Here is a 16,521-nt window from a genome sequence, read left to right as displayed (position 1 = left end):
ATTTTGCTAATCATGCGAAGCTTTTACTGAATTTGCAATAATTAATCTGTGACTGAAGGGAAAATATCGTCATAAAATTGAGCAGAAATGTAGTTTTAAAGTTTTTTTAAATCAACTAGGTTAGTGCTATGATAGGCGTCGAATCGTAGCGGAGCGATATCGCAGGTGCAAATTTCACATAAGAACTTTCGGAACATTGGACTGATTGGCCGTCCAGACAAATATTCTGTCGTAGAAACATTATGTCTGATTCACGACCATATTTTAGGATTGGGTTTGCATCCCGTTTTTGATTCTGACACTGCTCAACTTGTACCTTATAACAACACCCAAACAGTCAGCCGTGCTTTATTAGGCGAAGTGGTCGATTTGGTGATTGTGGTGGGGGGGGATGGTTCATTGCTGCATGCAGCACGCGCTTTGGTTAAATACAATACCCCTGTAATTGGTGTGAACCGCGGGCGTTTAGGCTTTTTAACCGATATTAAACCGACAGAAGTAATCTTTAAACTTGATCAGGTTTTGCAAGGGCATTTTCAGTCAGACCGTCGTTTTTTATTGGAAATGGAAGTGCGCTCTAAAGGTGAAATCATTTATGAAGCGATTGCCTTGAATGATGTGGTGCTACATTCGGGTAAGTCGGTTCACATGATTGACTTTGAACTGAATATTGATGGGCAATATGTCTATCGTCAGCACAGTGATGGTTTAATCGTTTCGACCCCAACAGGTTCAACGGCTTATGCTTTGTCGGGTGGTGGCCCAATTGTACATCCGAGCATGGATGCAATTGCATTGGTGCCTATGCATCCACATACCTTGTCTTCACGCCCAATTGTGGTGGGTGGACACAGCGAAATTAAAATCAATATTCGTGAAAACCGTGTGTTGCCGATGGTTAGTGCTGACGGTCAACATAGTGTTTCATTAAATGTCGGAGATAGTTTGCATATCCGCAAACATCCTTATAAATTAAATTTATTACATCCACCAGGTTATGACTTCTATATGGCTTGTCGTACTAAGTTAGGGTGGAATCAAGATTTTGAATCAATGCAACAGCAGGATGAATGATGAATATTGAACAAATGCTTGCCGTACTCGATCCTGAAATTGTTGGACGTTTAAAAACGGCAATTGAAATTGGCAAGTGGCCTAATGGTGTTGCGCTGACCCAAGAGCAACGTCAAATTTGTATGCAAGCAGTGTATGCGTGGGAAATGAAAAACCTGCCTGAAACTGAGCGTAGTGGCTATATTGACCGTGGCACTAAAGAAGAAGGCGAGCAGTGTGATGACGATCATCACAAGCATGAAGAATTTAAACCGATTCGTTTTGTTTAAATGATGCAAAACTGCTTTCATGAAAATTGAAAGATAAAAAAGACACCTGAGATGGGTGTCTTTTTTTGTATTTTCAATGACGTTTTAGTTGTGACGATTTTGCCAAAGCTGCTGTGCGTTTTGCATCGCTACAGCATAATCATCACAAACGCCCATGGTATATAAAGCGATACCTATGGTTTCGGTAATGGCGACTTCACCATACTCATGAGTTTGCTGATCTAGCCAGACGGCTTTAAATACTGCCAAATCCAGTTCTTCTTCTATAGGGCTGCGGTTATCGGTCAGTTTAGGCAGTTCGTGTTCATATAAAGCGCCATTTTTGATGCCACAAATTAAAGTTTTGGCATCGGGGTTGCGTTCAAACTCGCCACCTTCGCCTTTAATCACTGCACTGTTTTGATAACCCAGCTGAAATGCGGCTTGTTGATGTGAACTGCGATAGGCAGGGTGAAAAATCGCCTGCATGGTGGCTTTGGCATTAAAAGGGTTGATTAAACGGGCAAGGGTATGAATGGGTGAACGTAAACCCATCACATTGCGTAAATTAATCAACTCACTCAAAATCGGTGAAATAACATCCAATGGTAAGTAAGCAAAATTACGCTGTGCCAATTGCTGTTCAACGTCTAGGTCATTTTGGCAAATTGGATAATCTAAATATTGCAGTGCTTGTTCGGTATATAAACGGTTGATGGTATGCCCAGAAGCACCATGCATCACCACTTTATAGTTATGTTTTGCTAAAGTCAGCGCTGCCAATAAAAACCACGGATAATGTCTGCGTTTACCTGCATAAGATGACCAGTCTAAATCGACCTGAAGCGGTTTAAATTGCAGTTGATCACGGGTGGCTTGCACAAAACCTGCCAACTCCTCTACAGATTCTTCCTTCACACGCAGCAGTATTAAAAAAGCGCCTAATTGAACGTCCAAGACTTCATTGCGCAAAATCATAGAAAAAGCTTGATAGGCTTCATCATAGGTCAGTGAACGTGCGCCTGTTTTGCCTTTGCCAATAATTCGAATAAATTGTGCAAATGGATGTTCTACATCTTTATAAATATTTCTTTTATTGGGGTTTGTATTTGGCATAAGCGAGTTCACACGACATCAATTTAAATTAGGGTCTGATGACATTTCATAAATGGCTTGCGCTGTAGGCTAAAACTGAGCAGATCAGGCATGAAGCGCAGGGAATAGTGGGTCTATTGCTAAGCTTCATAACGCAATCTGAGAAAGTTTTAGCCACAGCCTTTCAGGGCGAGCATATTTTTGCTGCTATTGCGTTATGTGCCAGTCATTTAGAATGACTAAATTTCCTGTCCCATGCCTTATATCAGCTAAAAAATATGCGTTGCCGCAAACATAGACGAATTGTCAACAGACCCTAGTATACTAGTGTATAAACTTCGGCAACAGTTTGCAGCACTATTCATAGCTTCAGCTTATACAAGCTTCGTTTGCACATCTGAAATGACGACTAAAGTTTGACTGTAAAGTAAGACAATCTGTAGGGATAACACATGACAGCCTGCATAAAAATGCATAGCATGGATACTGTTGAAAACAACAATTGAAAAATAAAGGATTGGATATGCTGGCTTATGATGCTGATTTAGAATTATTTAGAGATAACTTTCGACGTTTTATGCAGGAGCATATTGCACCGCATTATGCTGCGTGGGAACGTGAGGGCATCATGCCGCGCAGCGTGTGGAATCTGTTAGGTGAAAATGGTTTTTTATGTATTGATGTGCCTGAAGAATATGGCGGCTATGGTGTTCCAACGCATTATTCCCTAATGTTGGTCGAAGAGTCGGCACGTGCAGGTTATAGCGCACTCTCTACAGGTATTTCCTGTCACTCTGAAATTGCTGCGCCGTACATTTTGCATATTGGTACAGAAGAACAAAAACAATACTGGCTACCTAAAATGGTGTCGGGTGAAGTAGTTGGTGCAATTGGCATGACTGAGCCAGGTGCGGGTTCAGACTTACAAGCCATGCGTACTAATGCCATTTTGCAAGAAGATCATTATGTACTGAATGGCTCTAAAACCTTTATTTCCAATGGTCAGCATGCAGACTTGGTGGTTTTGGCAGTAAAAACTGATCCGCAAGCACGTGCCAAAGGCGTGTCGCTCATGTTGGTCGATACTCACTTGGAAGGCTTTAAAAAAGGCACCAATTTGGAAAAAATTGGTTTGCATTCACAAGATACGTCAGAGCTATTCTTCGACAATGTCAAAGTGCCGAAAAACCAACTGTTGGGACAGGCAGGGCATGGTTTTGCCTATTTAATACAAGAATTGCCACGTGAACGTACCGCGATTGCAGCCACAGCATTGGGTGCTATTCGTGGTTCAATTGATGTGACCACACAATATGTGCAAGAGCGTCAGGCGTTTGGACAAGCCATTGGTCAGTTCCAGAATACCCGTTTTGTTTTGGCACAGGCTAAAATTGATGAATTGGCAACCGCTGCTTTTTATAATCAAAACGTCGAATTGTATATGCAGGGCAAACTGGACGTCGAAACTGCAGCCGCTTTAAAAAGCTTTGCGACAGATATGCAAATGAAAATTGCCGATCAATTGCTGCAACTGTTTGGCGGTTATGGCTATATGACGGAATACCCGATTTCTCGTTTCTTTGTCGATGCGCGAATCCAGCGAATTTACGGTGGAACCAATGAAATTATGAAAGAAATTGTCGCGCGTGGTTTATTGGGGCGTTAAAACAATGCCTAAAAGTCCAATTGAATAAAGATCAAGGATCATCTCCAGAGTCAGCCCAGTGCTGGCTCTTTTTTTATGAATTTGATCAGACTTAAAAGCAATGAGCTGATTGATAATTACACTTAAAAATAAAATTACACCGCTTAGAATTAGAGATGCAAAAAAGAAAAGCATAGTTGCCCAGTTTTAAGCGGTACGTTGTGCAAAGTTGCGGCTTAAATGTATAGATTGGTGATGCTTTGATCAACTGTATGTTTTTAAATCTGAAACACTGAAAGTTGTATTGCGCAACATTTGAAAGCTAACTATTGTTATACTATTTGCAAAATGTTTATGAAGGGCGACATAACAATGATCCAAGACGATCAGAACACAACGACTTCTCTTGATCTCGCTAAAATCCGTGAAGATATTGACTCTGTAGATCAACAGATTCAGCAGCTGATTAACCGTCGAGCACGACTTGCTGAAGCGGTGGCGAAAGCAAAATTTGCAGCAGAAGAGAGCCCGTTGTTTTACCGTCCTGAACGTGAAGCGCAAGTTTTACGTAATGTTATGGAACGCAACGAAGGGCCGTTGTCTGATGTGACCATGGCACGTTTATTCCGTGAAATTATGTCGGCATGTTTGGCACTTGAAGCGCCACAAAGTATTGCGTTTTTAGGGCCAATTGGTACTTATACGCATTCCGCAGTACTTAAACATTTTGGTCAAGATGCGATTGTGCGTCCTTTGCCTACTATTGATGAAGTTTTCCGTGAAGTGGAAGCAGGCAGTGCACACTATGGTTTAGTACCTGTCGAAAACTCATCTGAAGGTGTGGTGAACCATACTTTAGATTGCTTTAAATCATCGCCATTAAATGTGATTGGTGAAGTAGAATTGCGTATTCATCACCAATTCCTTGTGTCAGAAAACACTCGTAAAGACAGCATTAAACAAATTTATGCGCATCAGCAAACTTTGGCACAATGCCGTAAATGGTTAGATGTACATTATCCGGGTGTAGAGCGTGTAGCACTCAGCTCCAATGCAGAAGCAGCACGCCGTATTCGTAATGAATGGCATTCTGCTGCAATTGCTTCTGAAATTGCGGCCAATATTTACGAACTTGAAATTTTACATAGCAATATCGAAGATAACCCAGAAAATACCACACGTTTCTTGGTGATTGGTCGTGAGAAAGTTCCACCTAGTGGCAATGACAAAACTTCATTGTTGGTGTCTGCACATGACCGCGCAGGGGCGTTGCTTGAGATTCTTGCGCCATTTGCGAAGCATAATATTAGCTTGACCAGTATTGAAACACGTCCTGCCTTGCCTGAAAAATGGGCCTATGTATTCTTCATTGACCTAGAAGGGCATGTCGAGCAAGACAATGTCCGTGCAGCGATTGAAGAAATCCGTCCATTGGTGAAAGAAATTCGTGTCTTGGGTTCTTATCCTGCTGCCGTGTTGTAATCGTATTTAATTCAGTGGTGTGCATGTTTGTCATGCGCGCCACATTCACCACCTAGTCAACTGGAAGTGTAAAATGTCGTTTGTCCCAGCCAATGAAGGCATCTCGAAGTTAAAGCCTTATCAACCAGGTAAACCAATCAGTGAACTTGAGCGTGAGTTGGGGATTACAGATATCGTCAAACTTGCTTCAAATGAAAACCCATTGGGCTGTTCAGACAAAGTCAAAGAAGCCGTTGCAGCAGAAATTGCTGAAATTGGTCGCTATCCAGATGGTGGTGGTTTTATTTTAAAAGACCAAATTCAAAAACAATTTGGCTTTGCGCATGACCGTATTACTTTGGGTAATGGTTCAAACGATTTGCTAGAAATGTTTGCTCGCGCATTCGTTTCAGATCAAGATTCAGTGTTGTACAGCCAACATGCCTTTGCAGTATATGCTTTGGTAACGCAAGCGATTAATGCTCAAGCGATTGAAGTGCCTGCCAAAGGTTTTTCACATGACTTGGATGCTATGGCGGCAGCAATTCAAGACAACACCAAGTTAATCTTTATTGCCAACCCAAATAACCCAACAGGCACATGGTTTGAAGAGGCTGAATTTGAAGCCTTTATGCAAAAAGTTCCTGCACGGGTGATTGTGGTATTAGATGAAGCCTATGTGGAATATTTTCCAGAGAACTTCAATAGCCTTAAATTCCTTGAGCAATATCCAAACTTAATCGTGAGCCGTACTTTATCTAAGTGCTATGGTTTGGCGGCGCTGCGCGTTGGTTTTGCTTTAGCTTCTGCAGAAGTGACCGATTATTTAAACCGTATTCGTCAACCATTTAACGTCAATCACTTGGCAATGGTGGCTGCGGTTGCGGCATTAAAAGACGAAGATTTTATCGAAAAATCACGTATTGCCAACAAAGCAGGCATGGCGCAATTGGAAGCAGGCTTTAAAGCATTGGGTCTGAATTATGTGCCTTCACGTGCTAACTTTATTTTGGTAGATGTAGAAGCCGATCCGGGTCAAACTTTTAATGCCTTATTGAAAGAAGGTGTAATTGTACGTCCTGTGGGTATTACGACCCATTTACGTGTTTCAATTGGCACAGAAGCAGAAAATGCCAAGTTCCTGCGTGCATTAGCCAAAGTATTGGGCAAGGAAGCAAAGGCATAAAACATGGCGCAACCATTGTTTGAAAAAGTTGCATTTATCGGACTCGGGCTAATAGGCTCGAGTTTGGCACGTGTAATGCTGGCAGAAAACTTAAGTCGGCATATTGTGGCATCGACCCGTTCTGAAAAAACGCTGCAAGATGCTTTGGAATTAGGATTAATTGAACAAGGCTTTAACAATCCTGTAGATGCGGTACAAGGCGCAGATTTAGTGGTGTTGGCGCTACCTGTGCAAGCCACAGAAAAAGTCTTGCGATTAATTCAGCCACATTTGGCAGATAATGTAATTCTGACCGATGTAGGCAGCACCAAAGGCAGTGTCGTGGCTGCAGCCAAAGCGGTTTTTGGAGAACATTTACCTGCAGGTTTTGTACCCGGGCATCCAATTGCTGGGGCAGAGCATACAGGCGTGCATGCAGGCAAGGTTGATTTATTTGCCAATCACAAAGTCATTTTGACACCATTACCAAGCAGTGCGCCGTGGGCAGTCAATAAACTGATTCAAATGTGGGAAAGCGCCAAAGCCGAAGTAATTTGCATGGATGTGGAAAAACATGATGAGGTATTGGCATATACCAGTCATCTTCCACATTTAATGGCCTTTAATTTAGTCGAACAATTGGCAAATCGGGAAGATAATTTAGACATTTTCCGCTATGCTGCGGGTGGCTTTCGTGACTTCTCACGTATTGCTGCTAGCGATCCACAAATGTGGCATGACATTTTCTTTGCCAATAAAACTGCATTGTTAAAAGCGGTGGATGGCTTTGAAAGTCAACTCGCGATTATTCGCCAACTGATTGAACAAGAAGACTCGCATGCTTTAATGGGCTTGCTTGGACATGCACAAGCGGCACGACAGCATTTTAATCATATGCTCGCCAAGAAACCTTTTATGGAGAACAATAACGTGACACAACAATTTACGATTTTGCCGGGTGCTAAGACTTTCCAAGGTAAATTTACCGTACCGGGTGACAAATCTGTGTCACATCGTTCCATTATGTTTGGTGCAATTGCCGAAGGCACTACGCATGTGACAGGTTTCCTTGAAGGTGAGGATGCATTGGCGACTTTGCAGGCATTCCGTGATATGGGTGTGAGCATTGAAGGCCCTAAAAATGGTGAGGTCACCATTTATGGCGTAGGTATGCAAGGTTTAAAAGCACCTGCAGGCCCAATTTATATGGGTAACTCAGGCACATCTATGCGTTTGTTGGCAGGCATGTTGTCTGCACAGCAGTTTGATTCTGTTATGACAGGTGATGCGTCACTGACCAAGCGTCCAATGGAACGTATTGCTAAACCATTGCGTGAAATGGGTGCACAAATTCAAACGACGGGTGAACGTGGCACACCGCCAGTATCGATTACAGGTGCGCAAGCGCTGAAAGGTATTCACTATGATTTGCCAATGGCATCTGCACAGGTGAAATCTGGTATTTTATTGGCAGGGCTTTGGGCAGAAGGTGAAACTTCAGTGACTGAGCCTGAACCAACGCGTGACCATACCGAACGTATGTTACGAGCATTTGGTTATGAAGTGAAAACTGAAGGTAACCGTATTTCATTGCAAGGCGGCGGTAAATTGGTGGGTACAGATATTCAAGTACCTTCTGATATTTCATCTGCGGCATTCTTCATGGTGGGTGCAGCCATTACAGAAAATTCAGATGTAACCTTAGAAGCGGTGGGCATTAACCCAACCCGTACAGGTGTGATTGAAATTCTGAAACAAATGGGTGCAGACCTGAGCGTGGAAAATGAACGTATTGCAGGCGGTGAACCAATTGCAGATATTCGTATTCGTGGTTCACGTACTTTAAAAGGGATTCATGTTCCTGAAGATCAAGTGCCATTGGCGATTGATGAATTTCCTGCATTGTTCATTGCTGCAGCTTGTGCTGAAGGTCAAACTGTACTGACAGGTGCTGCAGAATTGCGCGTAAAAGAATCAGACCGTATTCAAGTGATGGCAGATGGTTTAAAAACCATGGGCATTGACTGCACACCCACTGACGATGGCATCATCATTCAGGGTAAAGGCAAAGCAGGCGACTGGTCAGCGATATTTACAGGCGGCGAGATTGAATCACATCATGACCATCGTATCGCCATGAGTTTCTCTATGGCAGGCTTGCGTACTTCTGGTGAAATTAAAATTGTAGGTACAGAAACAGTAGCAACAAGTTTCCCTACCTTTACTGAGCTTGCAGGTGTGGCAGGTCTGAATATTCAAGTGACAGAATAAGCCAAAACGATACGGGCTGCGATGACAAATCGCAAAGCCTAGACTTTATGCTGAAACAGCCAAGCTTTTGCTTGGCTGTTTGCGTTTTATTGCTTATGCTAAACCCATACAAGAAAAAAGCCTTTGGGTTCGAGCATGCGCAAATTAAAATTTATGGCGAATTGTGAAAATAAACAAGAGTTACAAGATTGCACTTTGGCACAGAATTATGTGGCGAATTTACTTTCACAAAACTTATCTCACTATGGCTTTCAAACGTTGCCGCAGAGTGGTGCACAAGTCGCTGTAAGTGTAGATCAACATGCGCTGCCTTTGGCTGTGAACTGTCAAAGCCGTGGTGAAGATGGACATCTTGTTTGTGAAATTACTTCATACCCCAATGAAGAACAAGACTGGCTAGAACGGATTACAGAGCAAAGTTTATTAAATCAATTGGCGCAAGCGGTAGAAAATACTCTGAAAGAAGACCAATCTTTTAGTGAATTTGAGTGGAAAGGTTAAACTAGGACGATATGTGTTGGATGTTTAAAATCTATACATGATTTTTAAATCAAAATCATTCGTTTTTTAATTGATGTGTCATCTAAATGACACATCACAACCGTATATTAAGCAGCAAGAACAATACAACAAAATAGTTTTTATTTAACCCGCTTAATTTGGGAGAGTTAAGTGGGTTTTTTATTGCCTAGAGAAAAGTTGTAAGTACTGAAAAAAACCTCAACTGATTAGAGAGAACCAATGTTTTTAAAAGCATGCACTAAAATAAAAGCACCTCATCCTCCACGTTGGATTGATCTAATCGATCATCGTAAGGAAACACGTACTGAACGTGTTTTCCCATAAGGGTAAACAAAAACGCGCATTGGAGTTTGTTGAAAGCTGCTGCTATAGTGAGCGCAGTATTTTTTATTTAGGTGGTTTATGCTCGCTTTAATTTCTCCAGCCAAGACTTTAGATTATGAAACTGCATTACCAAGCGATGAATATACTCAACCTAGATTACTTCAACATTCACAAGAGTTAATTGATGTAGCACGTAAACTTTCTGCTACAGAAATTGCCAGTTTAATGAGTGTCAGTGAAAAAATTGCCACTTTGAATGTCGAGCGTTTTCGTGACTGGCAAGCAGAGTTTGATCTTGCCAATGCACGTCAGGCCATGTTTGCTTTTAAAGGTGATGTGTACACAGGCTTAGATGCTTATAGTTTGTCTGCTGCAGATATTGAGTTTGCTCAACAACACCTGCGTATGCTTTCTGGCTTATATGGCTTATTGCGTCCTTTAGATTTAATGATGCCGTATCGTTTGGAAATGGGCACTAAGTTGCATAATGCGCGCGGTGAAAATTTGTATCGTTTCTGGGGCGATATCATCACCAATTTAATTAACCAAGATTTAAAACATAACCAGTCGGCATTATTAGTTAATCTAGCTTCCGATGAATATTATAAGTCGGTGCAGGAAGCGAAAATTCAGGCTGAAATTATTAAACCTGTATTTTTAGATCAGAAAAATGGTAAATATAAAGTCATCAGTTTTTATGCCAAAAAAGCCCGTGGTTTGATGGCACGTTATATCATCGAGAATAAATTAGAACGCGCAGAAGACTTAAAAGCATTCAATAGTGAAGGTTATTATTTCGATGCAGACAGTTCTTTAAAAGGCGAATTGGTCTTTAAACGTGACGAGCAAGCCGCCTAACTGTCGGTTTAATCGTTGAATCTCCCATCATGCTAACCTATGGCAGATGGGGGCGAGACTGACCAATCTCCTGTTTGTACTCTTAAAGCTGTTTAAAGGCTTCTATGGCACGTAATCGGCTAAGTTTTAAATCTACAATTGGATGCGGATAATCCAGTTTTAGATTTGGATTTTTCGCATATGGTTCATGAATATTTTTGGCATCTAAATGAGCCAGTTTAGGTAGCCATGTGCGAATATAATCACCATTGGGGTCAAACTTTTGTGATTGGCTCACAGGGTTGAAAATCCTAAAATAGGGCACTGCATCTGTACCAGTCGAGGCACACCATTGCCAGCCACCGTTATTGGCAGCCAAATCACCATCAATTAAATGTTGCATAAACCACTGTTCGCCCAAGCGCCAGTCAATTAACAGGTTTTTGCACAGAAACATTGCGCAAATCATTCTGACTCGATTATGCATCCAGCCCGTTTGCAAAAGTTGTTGCATGCCTGCATCCACAATGGGGATGCCTGTTTTTCCTTGCTGCCATGCTGCTAAACCAGCAGAATCATTGCGCCACGCCACTTGTGTGGTCTGATCTTTAAAAGGACGGTGCTTGGAAACTTTGGAATAATCAAACAAAATATGTTGATAAAACTCACGCCAAAGTAATTCATCTAACCAAGTTTGTTGTCCTACATTTTCGAGATGAAAATGCCCTTGTGAATGAGCAAAAACCGCAGCCAGACATTGCCGAATGGAGAGAATGCCACAGTTTAAATACGCAGATAATTGGCTGGTACCAGACAACGCAGGAAAATCACGCTGTTGCTGATAATCGTGCATTTTTTCACGTGTAAAATCATCCAACAAGTGATGTGCATGTTGTTCCGTGACTGCCCATAAGTTTTGTTGTGCCGTTGGAAGCGGGTCGAAACCTAAGTGTTCTAAACTTGGCACTGTAGAGAGATATTGTTTAGGAAGTTGGATGGGTAGTTGTGGTTGCGGCAGAGGAAAGCAACGCGGAATACTGACATTCAACTGTTGATAGGCATACTTTTTAAATGCGCTGAATACCTGATACGGTTTCATGCTCTGATTGCGCACCGTACCCACAGGAAAAAGCGTGCGGTCATGGTACAAAACCAAATCCTGACCGTGTTGGTTCAAGGTTTGTTGAACTTCAAGATCACGTTTTAGCTCATTCACTCCCAATTCAATATTGGCATAAATATTTTGAATCGGATGAGAGTCCTTCAATGTTTGGCATAGTTGGAGCAGTGTTTGTGCAATGTCAGCCCAAGATGGTGTAATTTGAACAATCAGTGGGATATTGAGTTGTGCGAGTTCGTCTTTTAGTGCATTTAATTGACGCAAGTAAAAGTCAATTTTAATGGGCGCATCGTGATGTAAACGATATTGCTGAGGCGAAAGAATCACCACGCCAATACAAGCTCCTGCTTGGTTAGCATGCCAAAGTGCGGTGTGATCTGAAATTCTTAAATCTTGTCGGAACCAAACTAAATTATAGTTTTGCATGGGAAGAATGCTTGATGTGAGCGCTAGAAAGGTGACTTCATTATAAGCATGACTGGGTAAAATTGTCTTAAATGCGAAGGGTTTAATTGTCCAATAAAACGACAATGTGCTGTGTTGATTTTTCCTGTAATGATCTTTCCGCAATAGTCTGCCTGAAAGGATCTTTCAGTCATGTGCTTATCCTGAATTTTAGAATGACAAACAAAAAAGGCAAAGTAAAAATACTTTGCCTTTTGCTTCGATCAATACTGATCTTAGTGGTGATGACCACCCGCACCGTGTACGTGACCGTGATCTAATTCTTCTTGAGAAGCTTCACGGATTTCAATGATTTCAACTTCAAACGTTAAATCTTGACCAGCAAGTGGGAAGTTTGCATCAACAATTACGTTGTCGCCTTCAACTGCTTTTACAGTTACGATTTGAACGCCATCATCAGTTTGCGCTTGGAATTGCATGCCTGCTTGGATGTTGTCTACACCTTGGAACATTTGTGCAGGAACTTCTTGTACTAAGTCTGGGTTGTATTCGCCATAACCTTCAGCTGCAGGTACGTTTACAGTAAATTTTTCACCTACTGTTTTACCTTCTAACGCTTTTTCTAAACCAGGGATGATATTACCTGCACCATGCAAATAGGCAAGTGGTTCACCTTGAGATTTGTCGAGAGTTTCACCCTCTGCGTTAGTCAATGTGTAGTGGAAAGAAACCACGAGGTCATTTGCAATAGCAGTCATGTTATTGATCCATTCAATTTTTTAAGGGTACATCATAAAGTGAAACGTGGAATTTGTTATAGACATTTCTGCAAATTCTTCACTTTTCCGAGTTTTTATGACATTTTTTAGTTAATCGGGGCAATTTTTATAATTTCAATGCAAATTTATGCGTCATACATATAAATTTGCAGATTTTATTGCAGGCTCATTTTAACCCCTTTGTATGATGTGTAGATGACAATAAAAAAGATGGGACATTGCCCATCTTGGTGATCGTTAAATCTTGAGGATCATCGGCTTCTAACCAAGTGAAGTTTGCTCATCTTCTACAGGTTGATGGCTAAAGAAATTAAACAAACTGCCAAACCACATCATAATTCTTTCAAAAATATTGGCTTCAACAATGTTGACTTGTTCTTCAATCGCAAAGCTATTAATCAATTGATTATTTTGATAAACGTGTACGGTTGCCAGTTTCATGACCTGTGCCAATGGCGCAGTCAGTAACTTTTCAGACAACTCAATATTGACATGCGTTTGTGTACGCTGTGCAGGTTCAAGTGTTTCTAATCCACCTTGTGCATTCGTAAGTTGTAGACGTTGAGTGCTTTGATCAAACTGCGCCAAGTTAATTGCATGTGGCTGTTCATACAGTGATGTCGTTACAAACTTTGGCTGACTGCTTTCAATCTTAAACATGCGTAAAGTCGATTTCACCACAGGCAATTCTGCAATCATTTGTTTGGGTTTAATCGCGACTTCATTACGGGTATAGCTATAGGCTAAATTTAATAATTGATGTGCCACCTCAGCGCGTTTTTGCGCACTCTTGGTTCCCATCACCACCACCACCAAACGACGTTCAGGTGCATCACTGTCCAGTGTTGGGCGGTTTGCGGTTAGGGCAAGGTTGTAGCCTGCAGCTTTGGTGAAGCCTGTTTTTAATCCATCTACACTTGGGTCTTGTTTTAATAAAATATTGGTCGCACGGTGAAAGTGCTGATTATAGGTAAAACTGGTCTGTTTTGAATAAGCCAAATAATCGGGTGTTTCAGTCACAATCGCTTGTGCTAAACGTGCCATATCTGCCGCAGAAGAATAATGGTTTGGCATGGTCACACCAGACGGATTCTGAAAATGTGTGTCTTGCATACCCAAAGCTTGCGCTTCCTGATTCATTCGGGCAATAAACTGCGGCACACCACCTGCAACACGTTCACCTAAAGTGAGTGCAGCATCGTTAGCAGACATAATAATTAAGCCTGCCAATAATTGATCTACCGAAATCTGCTCACCTGCTTTTAGATACATTTGTGATTCATCCCACATCACTTGTTCTACCACAGGTGTTGCGGTCAAAATTTCATGTCGGTCTAATTTACCTGCCTGAATATCTTTCAGCACAATATAGGCCACCATCATTTTAGTGAGTGAAGCAGGTGCACGTTGTACGTGACTATTGTGTTCTGCAATCACTTGCCCAGATTGTGGGTCTAAAATTGCCCATGCTTCGGCTTCGACACTTTCAGCTTGAATATTCAATAATGCGGCATGCGTGATTGCGCTGCAGAGCCAGCAGAGCGCCGCAATCAGATAGATAACACGTTTCAAAGAAGTTCCTTATTTACACCAATCCATTGGTGTCACAATGGTTTTAAGCAGCAAAAACAATAACAATTGACTAGGGAATGCTATGCCTTTTTTGCTCAGATGGCTACCCATAAATGCAGACAAATCTCATCTTGACGCATCAATTGCTAAAAAAATGTTAAGCTTGTTGCCAAGTTCTTATTTATACATTTTGTATTGCCCATTATGTTGCATTATCAAATCGAATTTGACGATTATCGTCAGCATCTTATTCATGTCACCGTGCGTTTTTTGGCTAATCCTACTCAGGTTTTATCTCTACCCACTTGGATTCCAGGCAGCTATTTAATTCGTGAATTTTCCAAACATCTTGAGTCGGTACGTGCTTATGATGAAGCGGGGCGTATCCTTAAAATTCAGAAATTTGAAAAGAATAAATGGCGCTTATTTAATATCGATCATGAATTGATTACGGTGGAATATGATGTCTACGCTTATGATTTGTCAGTGCGTGGCGCTTATGTCGATCAAACCCGTTTATACGTCAATCCTGCCTGTGCCTGTTTGGGCTTAGATGGGCAAGAAGATAAAGCTATTGAAGTTGAATTATTTTTACCAGACGAGCTGAAGCATTTTCAGCTTGCGACAGGTTTGGCAGCAAAAAGTTTGGTGAAAGGGCGTTATACCTTAAAAGCCAAAAACTATGCCGAACTGATTGATGCACCGTTTGAATTGGCAGAACAAACCCGTTTTAGTTTTACCGCAGCAGATATTCCACACGAATTTGTGGTTTCGGGCAAACATGCAATGAACGCTGCGCGTATGCAGCAAGATATTGAAAAAATTTGTGCTACACAAATTACCATGTTTGGTTCTGCGCCATTTGAAAACTATACCTTTATGACCATGGCAACAGGCAATAGCTATGGCGGTTTAGAGCATCCAAACAGTACCAGTTTAATTACACCTCGTGATGATTTGCCGAAAGCTAACGAACCTGAACAACCTTCTAAAGATTATCAGCGCTTTTTAGGTCTGTGCAGCCATGAGTATTTTCATAGTTGGTTGGTGAAATTCATTCGTCCTGAAAGCTTTGTGAATTATGATCTGAATCAGGAAGGTTATACATCGCTGTTATGGATTTTTGAAGGCTTTACGTCTTATTACGATGATTTGTTATTGCTGCGTAGTGGTGTAATTGATCAGGCGGCTTATTTGGAGTTGCTCAAAGCACAAATTGATCGTTATTTGCAAAATCCGGGTCGTGCGATTCAAACGGTAGCAGAATCTAGTTTTGATGCTTGGGTTAAGTTCTATCGTCAAGATGAAAACTCGAACAATGCAGGAACCAGCTACTATAACAAAGGCTGTTTGGTGGCTTTATGTTTAGATTTGGGCTTGCGTTTACGTGGTTCAAGCTTAGATGCCTTAATGCAGAAATTGTACGCTAATGCGCAACAGGGCATTCAAGTGCATGAGCGCACTATCTTTGAATTATGTAAAGAATTGACAGGAGATGATTGGTCGGAGCAAATCCATCATTTAATTAACACGACTGATGAATTGCCGCTCGATCAGTTATTGCCTGAATTTGGCGTTGATTATCAGCTAAAACAGGATAAGTCTTTGCCGTTTGGTTTAAAATTGGCAGATAAACCTGAAGGGGTGTTGGTACAAGCTGCCCATCGTGAAGGTGCTGCGGCAAAAGCAGGACTTTCTGCGCTTGATGTGATTGTTGCGATTGATGGCTTAAAGGCATCTGTAAAATCACTTGAGCAATATGCCAAACAGGATGCAGCTTATACTGTTCATGCATTTCGCCGTGATGAGTTGATGACTTTTGAACTGAATGCTGCGCAGATTGAATTGCCAGAAGTGGCATTAAGCGTTACAGATCAGGCAAAAGTAGAACAGTGGTTAAAAGGCTGAGTTAAAGTTTAATTTAAAGTTCAGCTATAAAAAAATGGATGCTTCGGCATCCATTTTTGTATCTTGAACAAGTTGAGTTTTGACTCACCAACTCA

At 41.5% G+C, this 16,521-nt stretch carries 13 protein-coding genes; 9 read left to right on the top strand and 4 right to left on the bottom strand.

Features of this window, described 5'->3' with window-relative positions:
* The first annotated feature begins 156 nt into the window (after positions 1-156).
* Both FTU71_RS01920 and FTU71_RS01915 read left to right on the top strand, forming a co-directional pair.
* The gene (locus FTU71_RS01920) at positions 157-1,074 is read left to right on the top strand and encodes an NAD(+) kinase (RefSeq protein WP_207973958.1); all 918 of its coding nucleotides are present in this window, start codon (positions 157-159) and stop codon (positions 1,072-1,074) included.
* Positions 1,074-1,343, top strand: a complete 270-nt coding sequence (locus FTU71_RS01915; protein WP_004972971.1) for a YeaC family protein — start codon at positions 1,074-1,076, stop codon at positions 1,341-1,343. Before FTU71_RS01920 ends, FTU71_RS01915 begins: the two co-directional genes overlap by 1 nt.
* 84 nt (positions 1,344-1,427) lie before the next feature.
* On the opposite strand, the gene FTU71_RS01910 is transcribed toward FTU71_RS01915, so the two are convergent.
* Positions 1,428-2,438 (bottom strand): glycosyl transferase family protein, encoded by a 1,011-nt coding sequence (locus FTU71_RS01910; RefSeq protein WP_180111218.1) that lies wholly within the window; start codon positions 2,436-2,438, stop codon positions 1,428-1,430.
* A 502-nt stretch (positions 2,439-2,940) separates the two neighbouring features.
* Here FTU71_RS01910 and FTU71_RS01905 point away from each other — a divergent pair.
* From FTU71_RS01905 to yaaA, 6 genes are all read left to right on the top strand, one after another.
* Positions 2,941-4,083 (top strand): acyl-CoA dehydrogenase family protein, encoded by a 1,143-nt coding sequence (locus FTU71_RS01905; RefSeq protein WP_179988816.1) that lies wholly within the window; start codon positions 2,941-2,943, stop codon positions 4,081-4,083.
* A gap of 351 nt (positions 4,084-4,434) precedes the next feature.
* Positions 4,435-5,544, top strand: a complete 1,110-nt coding sequence (pheA, locus tag FTU71_RS01900; RefSeq protein WP_004972976.1) for a prephenate dehydratase — start codon at positions 4,435-4,437, stop codon at positions 5,542-5,544.
* A 73-nt stretch (positions 5,545-5,617) separates the two neighbouring features.
* Positions 5,618-6,709, top strand: coding sequence for a histidinol-phosphate transaminase (gene hisC, locus FTU71_RS01895; RefSeq protein WP_004972978.1), 1,092 nt, complete (start codon positions 5,618-5,620; stop codon positions 6,707-6,709).
* A gap of 3 nt (positions 6,710-6,712) precedes the next feature.
* The gene (locus tag FTU71_RS01890) at positions 6,713-8,959 is read left to right on the top strand and encodes a bifunctional prephenate dehydrogenase/3-phosphoshikimate 1-carboxyvinyltransferase (protein ID WP_179993730.1); all 2,247 of its coding nucleotides are present in this window, start codon (positions 6,713-6,715) and stop codon (positions 8,957-8,959) included.
* A 135-nt stretch (positions 8,960-9,094) separates the two neighbouring features.
* Positions 9,095-9,460: a hypothetical protein gene (locus tag FTU71_RS01885; RefSeq protein WP_004972981.1), complete on the top strand. Its 366-nt coding sequence runs from the start codon at positions 9,095-9,097 to the stop codon at positions 9,458-9,460.
* A gap of 423 nt (positions 9,461-9,883) precedes the next feature.
* Complete coding sequence (yaaA, locus tag FTU71_RS01880; RefSeq protein WP_180111216.1) at positions 9,884-10,663, top strand: peroxide stress protein YaaA; 780 nt, start codon at positions 9,884-9,886, stop codon at positions 10,661-10,663.
* Positions 10,664-10,745: 82 nt separating this feature from the next.
* Here the strand turns inward: yaaA and FTU71_RS01875 are convergent, their stop codons facing one another.
* The 3 genes from FTU71_RS01875 to FTU71_RS01865 all read right to left on the bottom strand — a co-directional run bounded on the left by FTU71_RS01875 (position 10,746) and on the right by FTU71_RS01865 (position 14,518).
* A complete protein-coding gene (locus FTU71_RS01875; protein WP_180111214.1) occupies positions 10,746-12,188 on the bottom strand; it encodes a deoxyribodipyrimidine photo-lyase in 1,443 nt (480 codons plus the stop codon).
* A gap of 254 nt (positions 12,189-12,442) precedes the next feature.
* Positions 12,443-12,925, bottom strand: coding sequence for a peptidylprolyl isomerase (slyD, locus tag FTU71_RS01870; protein ID WP_096901865.1), 483 nt, complete (start codon positions 12,923-12,925; stop codon positions 12,443-12,445).
* A gap of 282 nt (positions 12,926-13,207) precedes the next feature.
* On the bottom strand, positions 13,208-14,518 hold the full coding sequence (locus FTU71_RS01865; RefSeq protein WP_180005702.1) for a D-alanyl-D-alanine carboxypeptidase family protein: 1,311 nt from the start codon (positions 14,516-14,518) through the stop codon (positions 13,208-13,210).
* 204 nt (positions 14,519-14,722) lie between these two features.
* Here FTU71_RS01865 and FTU71_RS01860 point away from each other — a divergent pair, with 204 nt between their 5' ends.
* Positions 14,723-16,426: a M61 family metallopeptidase gene (locus tag FTU71_RS01860; protein WP_180005701.1), complete on the top strand. Its 1,704-nt coding sequence runs from the start codon at positions 14,723-14,725 to the stop codon at positions 16,424-16,426.
* The last annotated feature ends 95 nt before the right edge of the window (positions 16,427-16,521 follow it).

Origin of the sequence: Acinetobacter sp. YH12136, from assembly GCF_013418545.1 — a bacterium.
Lineage (GTDB): Bacteria > Pseudomonadota > Gammaproteobacteria > Pseudomonadales > Moraxellaceae > Acinetobacter > Acinetobacter towneri.
The sequence above is the reverse complement of the archived record's forward strand: the minus strand, read 5'-3'. Positions and strand labels throughout refer to the sequence as shown.

What these genes read in the sequence shown, in the direction of transcription:
- FTU71_RS01890 (WP_179993730.1), top strand. Translation starts at nt 6,713, where the DNA reads ATGGCGCAACCATTGTTTGAAAAAGTTGCATTTATCGGACTCGGGCTA.
- FTU71_RS01905 (WP_179988816.1), top strand. Translation starts at nt 2,941, where the DNA reads ATGCTGGCTTATGATGCTGATTTAGAATTATTTAGAGATAACTTTCGA.
- FTU71_RS01860 (WP_180005701.1), top strand. Translation starts at nt 14,723, where the DNA reads ATGTTGCATTATCAAATCGAATTTGACGATTATCGTCAGCATCTTATT.
- hisC (WP_004972978.1), top strand. Translation starts at nt 5,618, where the DNA reads ATGTCGTTTGTCCCAGCCAATGAAGGCATCTCGAAGTTAAAGCCTTAT.
- FTU71_RS01875 (WP_180111214.1), bottom strand. Translation starts at nt 12,188, where the DNA reads ATGCAAAACTATAATTTAGTTTGGTTCCGACAAGATTTAAGAATTTCA.
- FTU71_RS01910 (WP_180111218.1), bottom strand. Translation starts at nt 2,438, where the DNA reads ATGCCAAATACAAACCCCAATAAAAGAAATATTTATAAAGATGTAGAA.
- FTU71_RS01885 (WP_004972981.1), top strand. Translation starts at nt 9,095, where the DNA reads ATGCGCAAATTAAAATTTATGGCGAATTGTGAAAATAAACAAGAGTTA.
- yaaA (WP_180111216.1), top strand. Translation starts at nt 9,884, where the DNA reads ATGCTCGCTTTAATTTCTCCAGCCAAGACTTTAGATTATGAAACTGCA.
- FTU71_RS01915 (WP_004972971.1), top strand. Translation starts at nt 1,074, where the DNA reads ATGAATATTGAACAAATGCTTGCCGTACTCGATCCTGAAATTGTTGGA.
- slyD (WP_096901865.1), bottom strand. Translation starts at nt 12,925, where the DNA reads ATGACTGCTATTGCAAATGACCTCGTGGTTTCTTTCCACTACACATTG.
- pheA (WP_004972976.1), top strand. Translation starts at nt 4,435, where the DNA reads ATGATCCAAGACGATCAGAACACAACGACTTCTCTTGATCTCGCTAAA.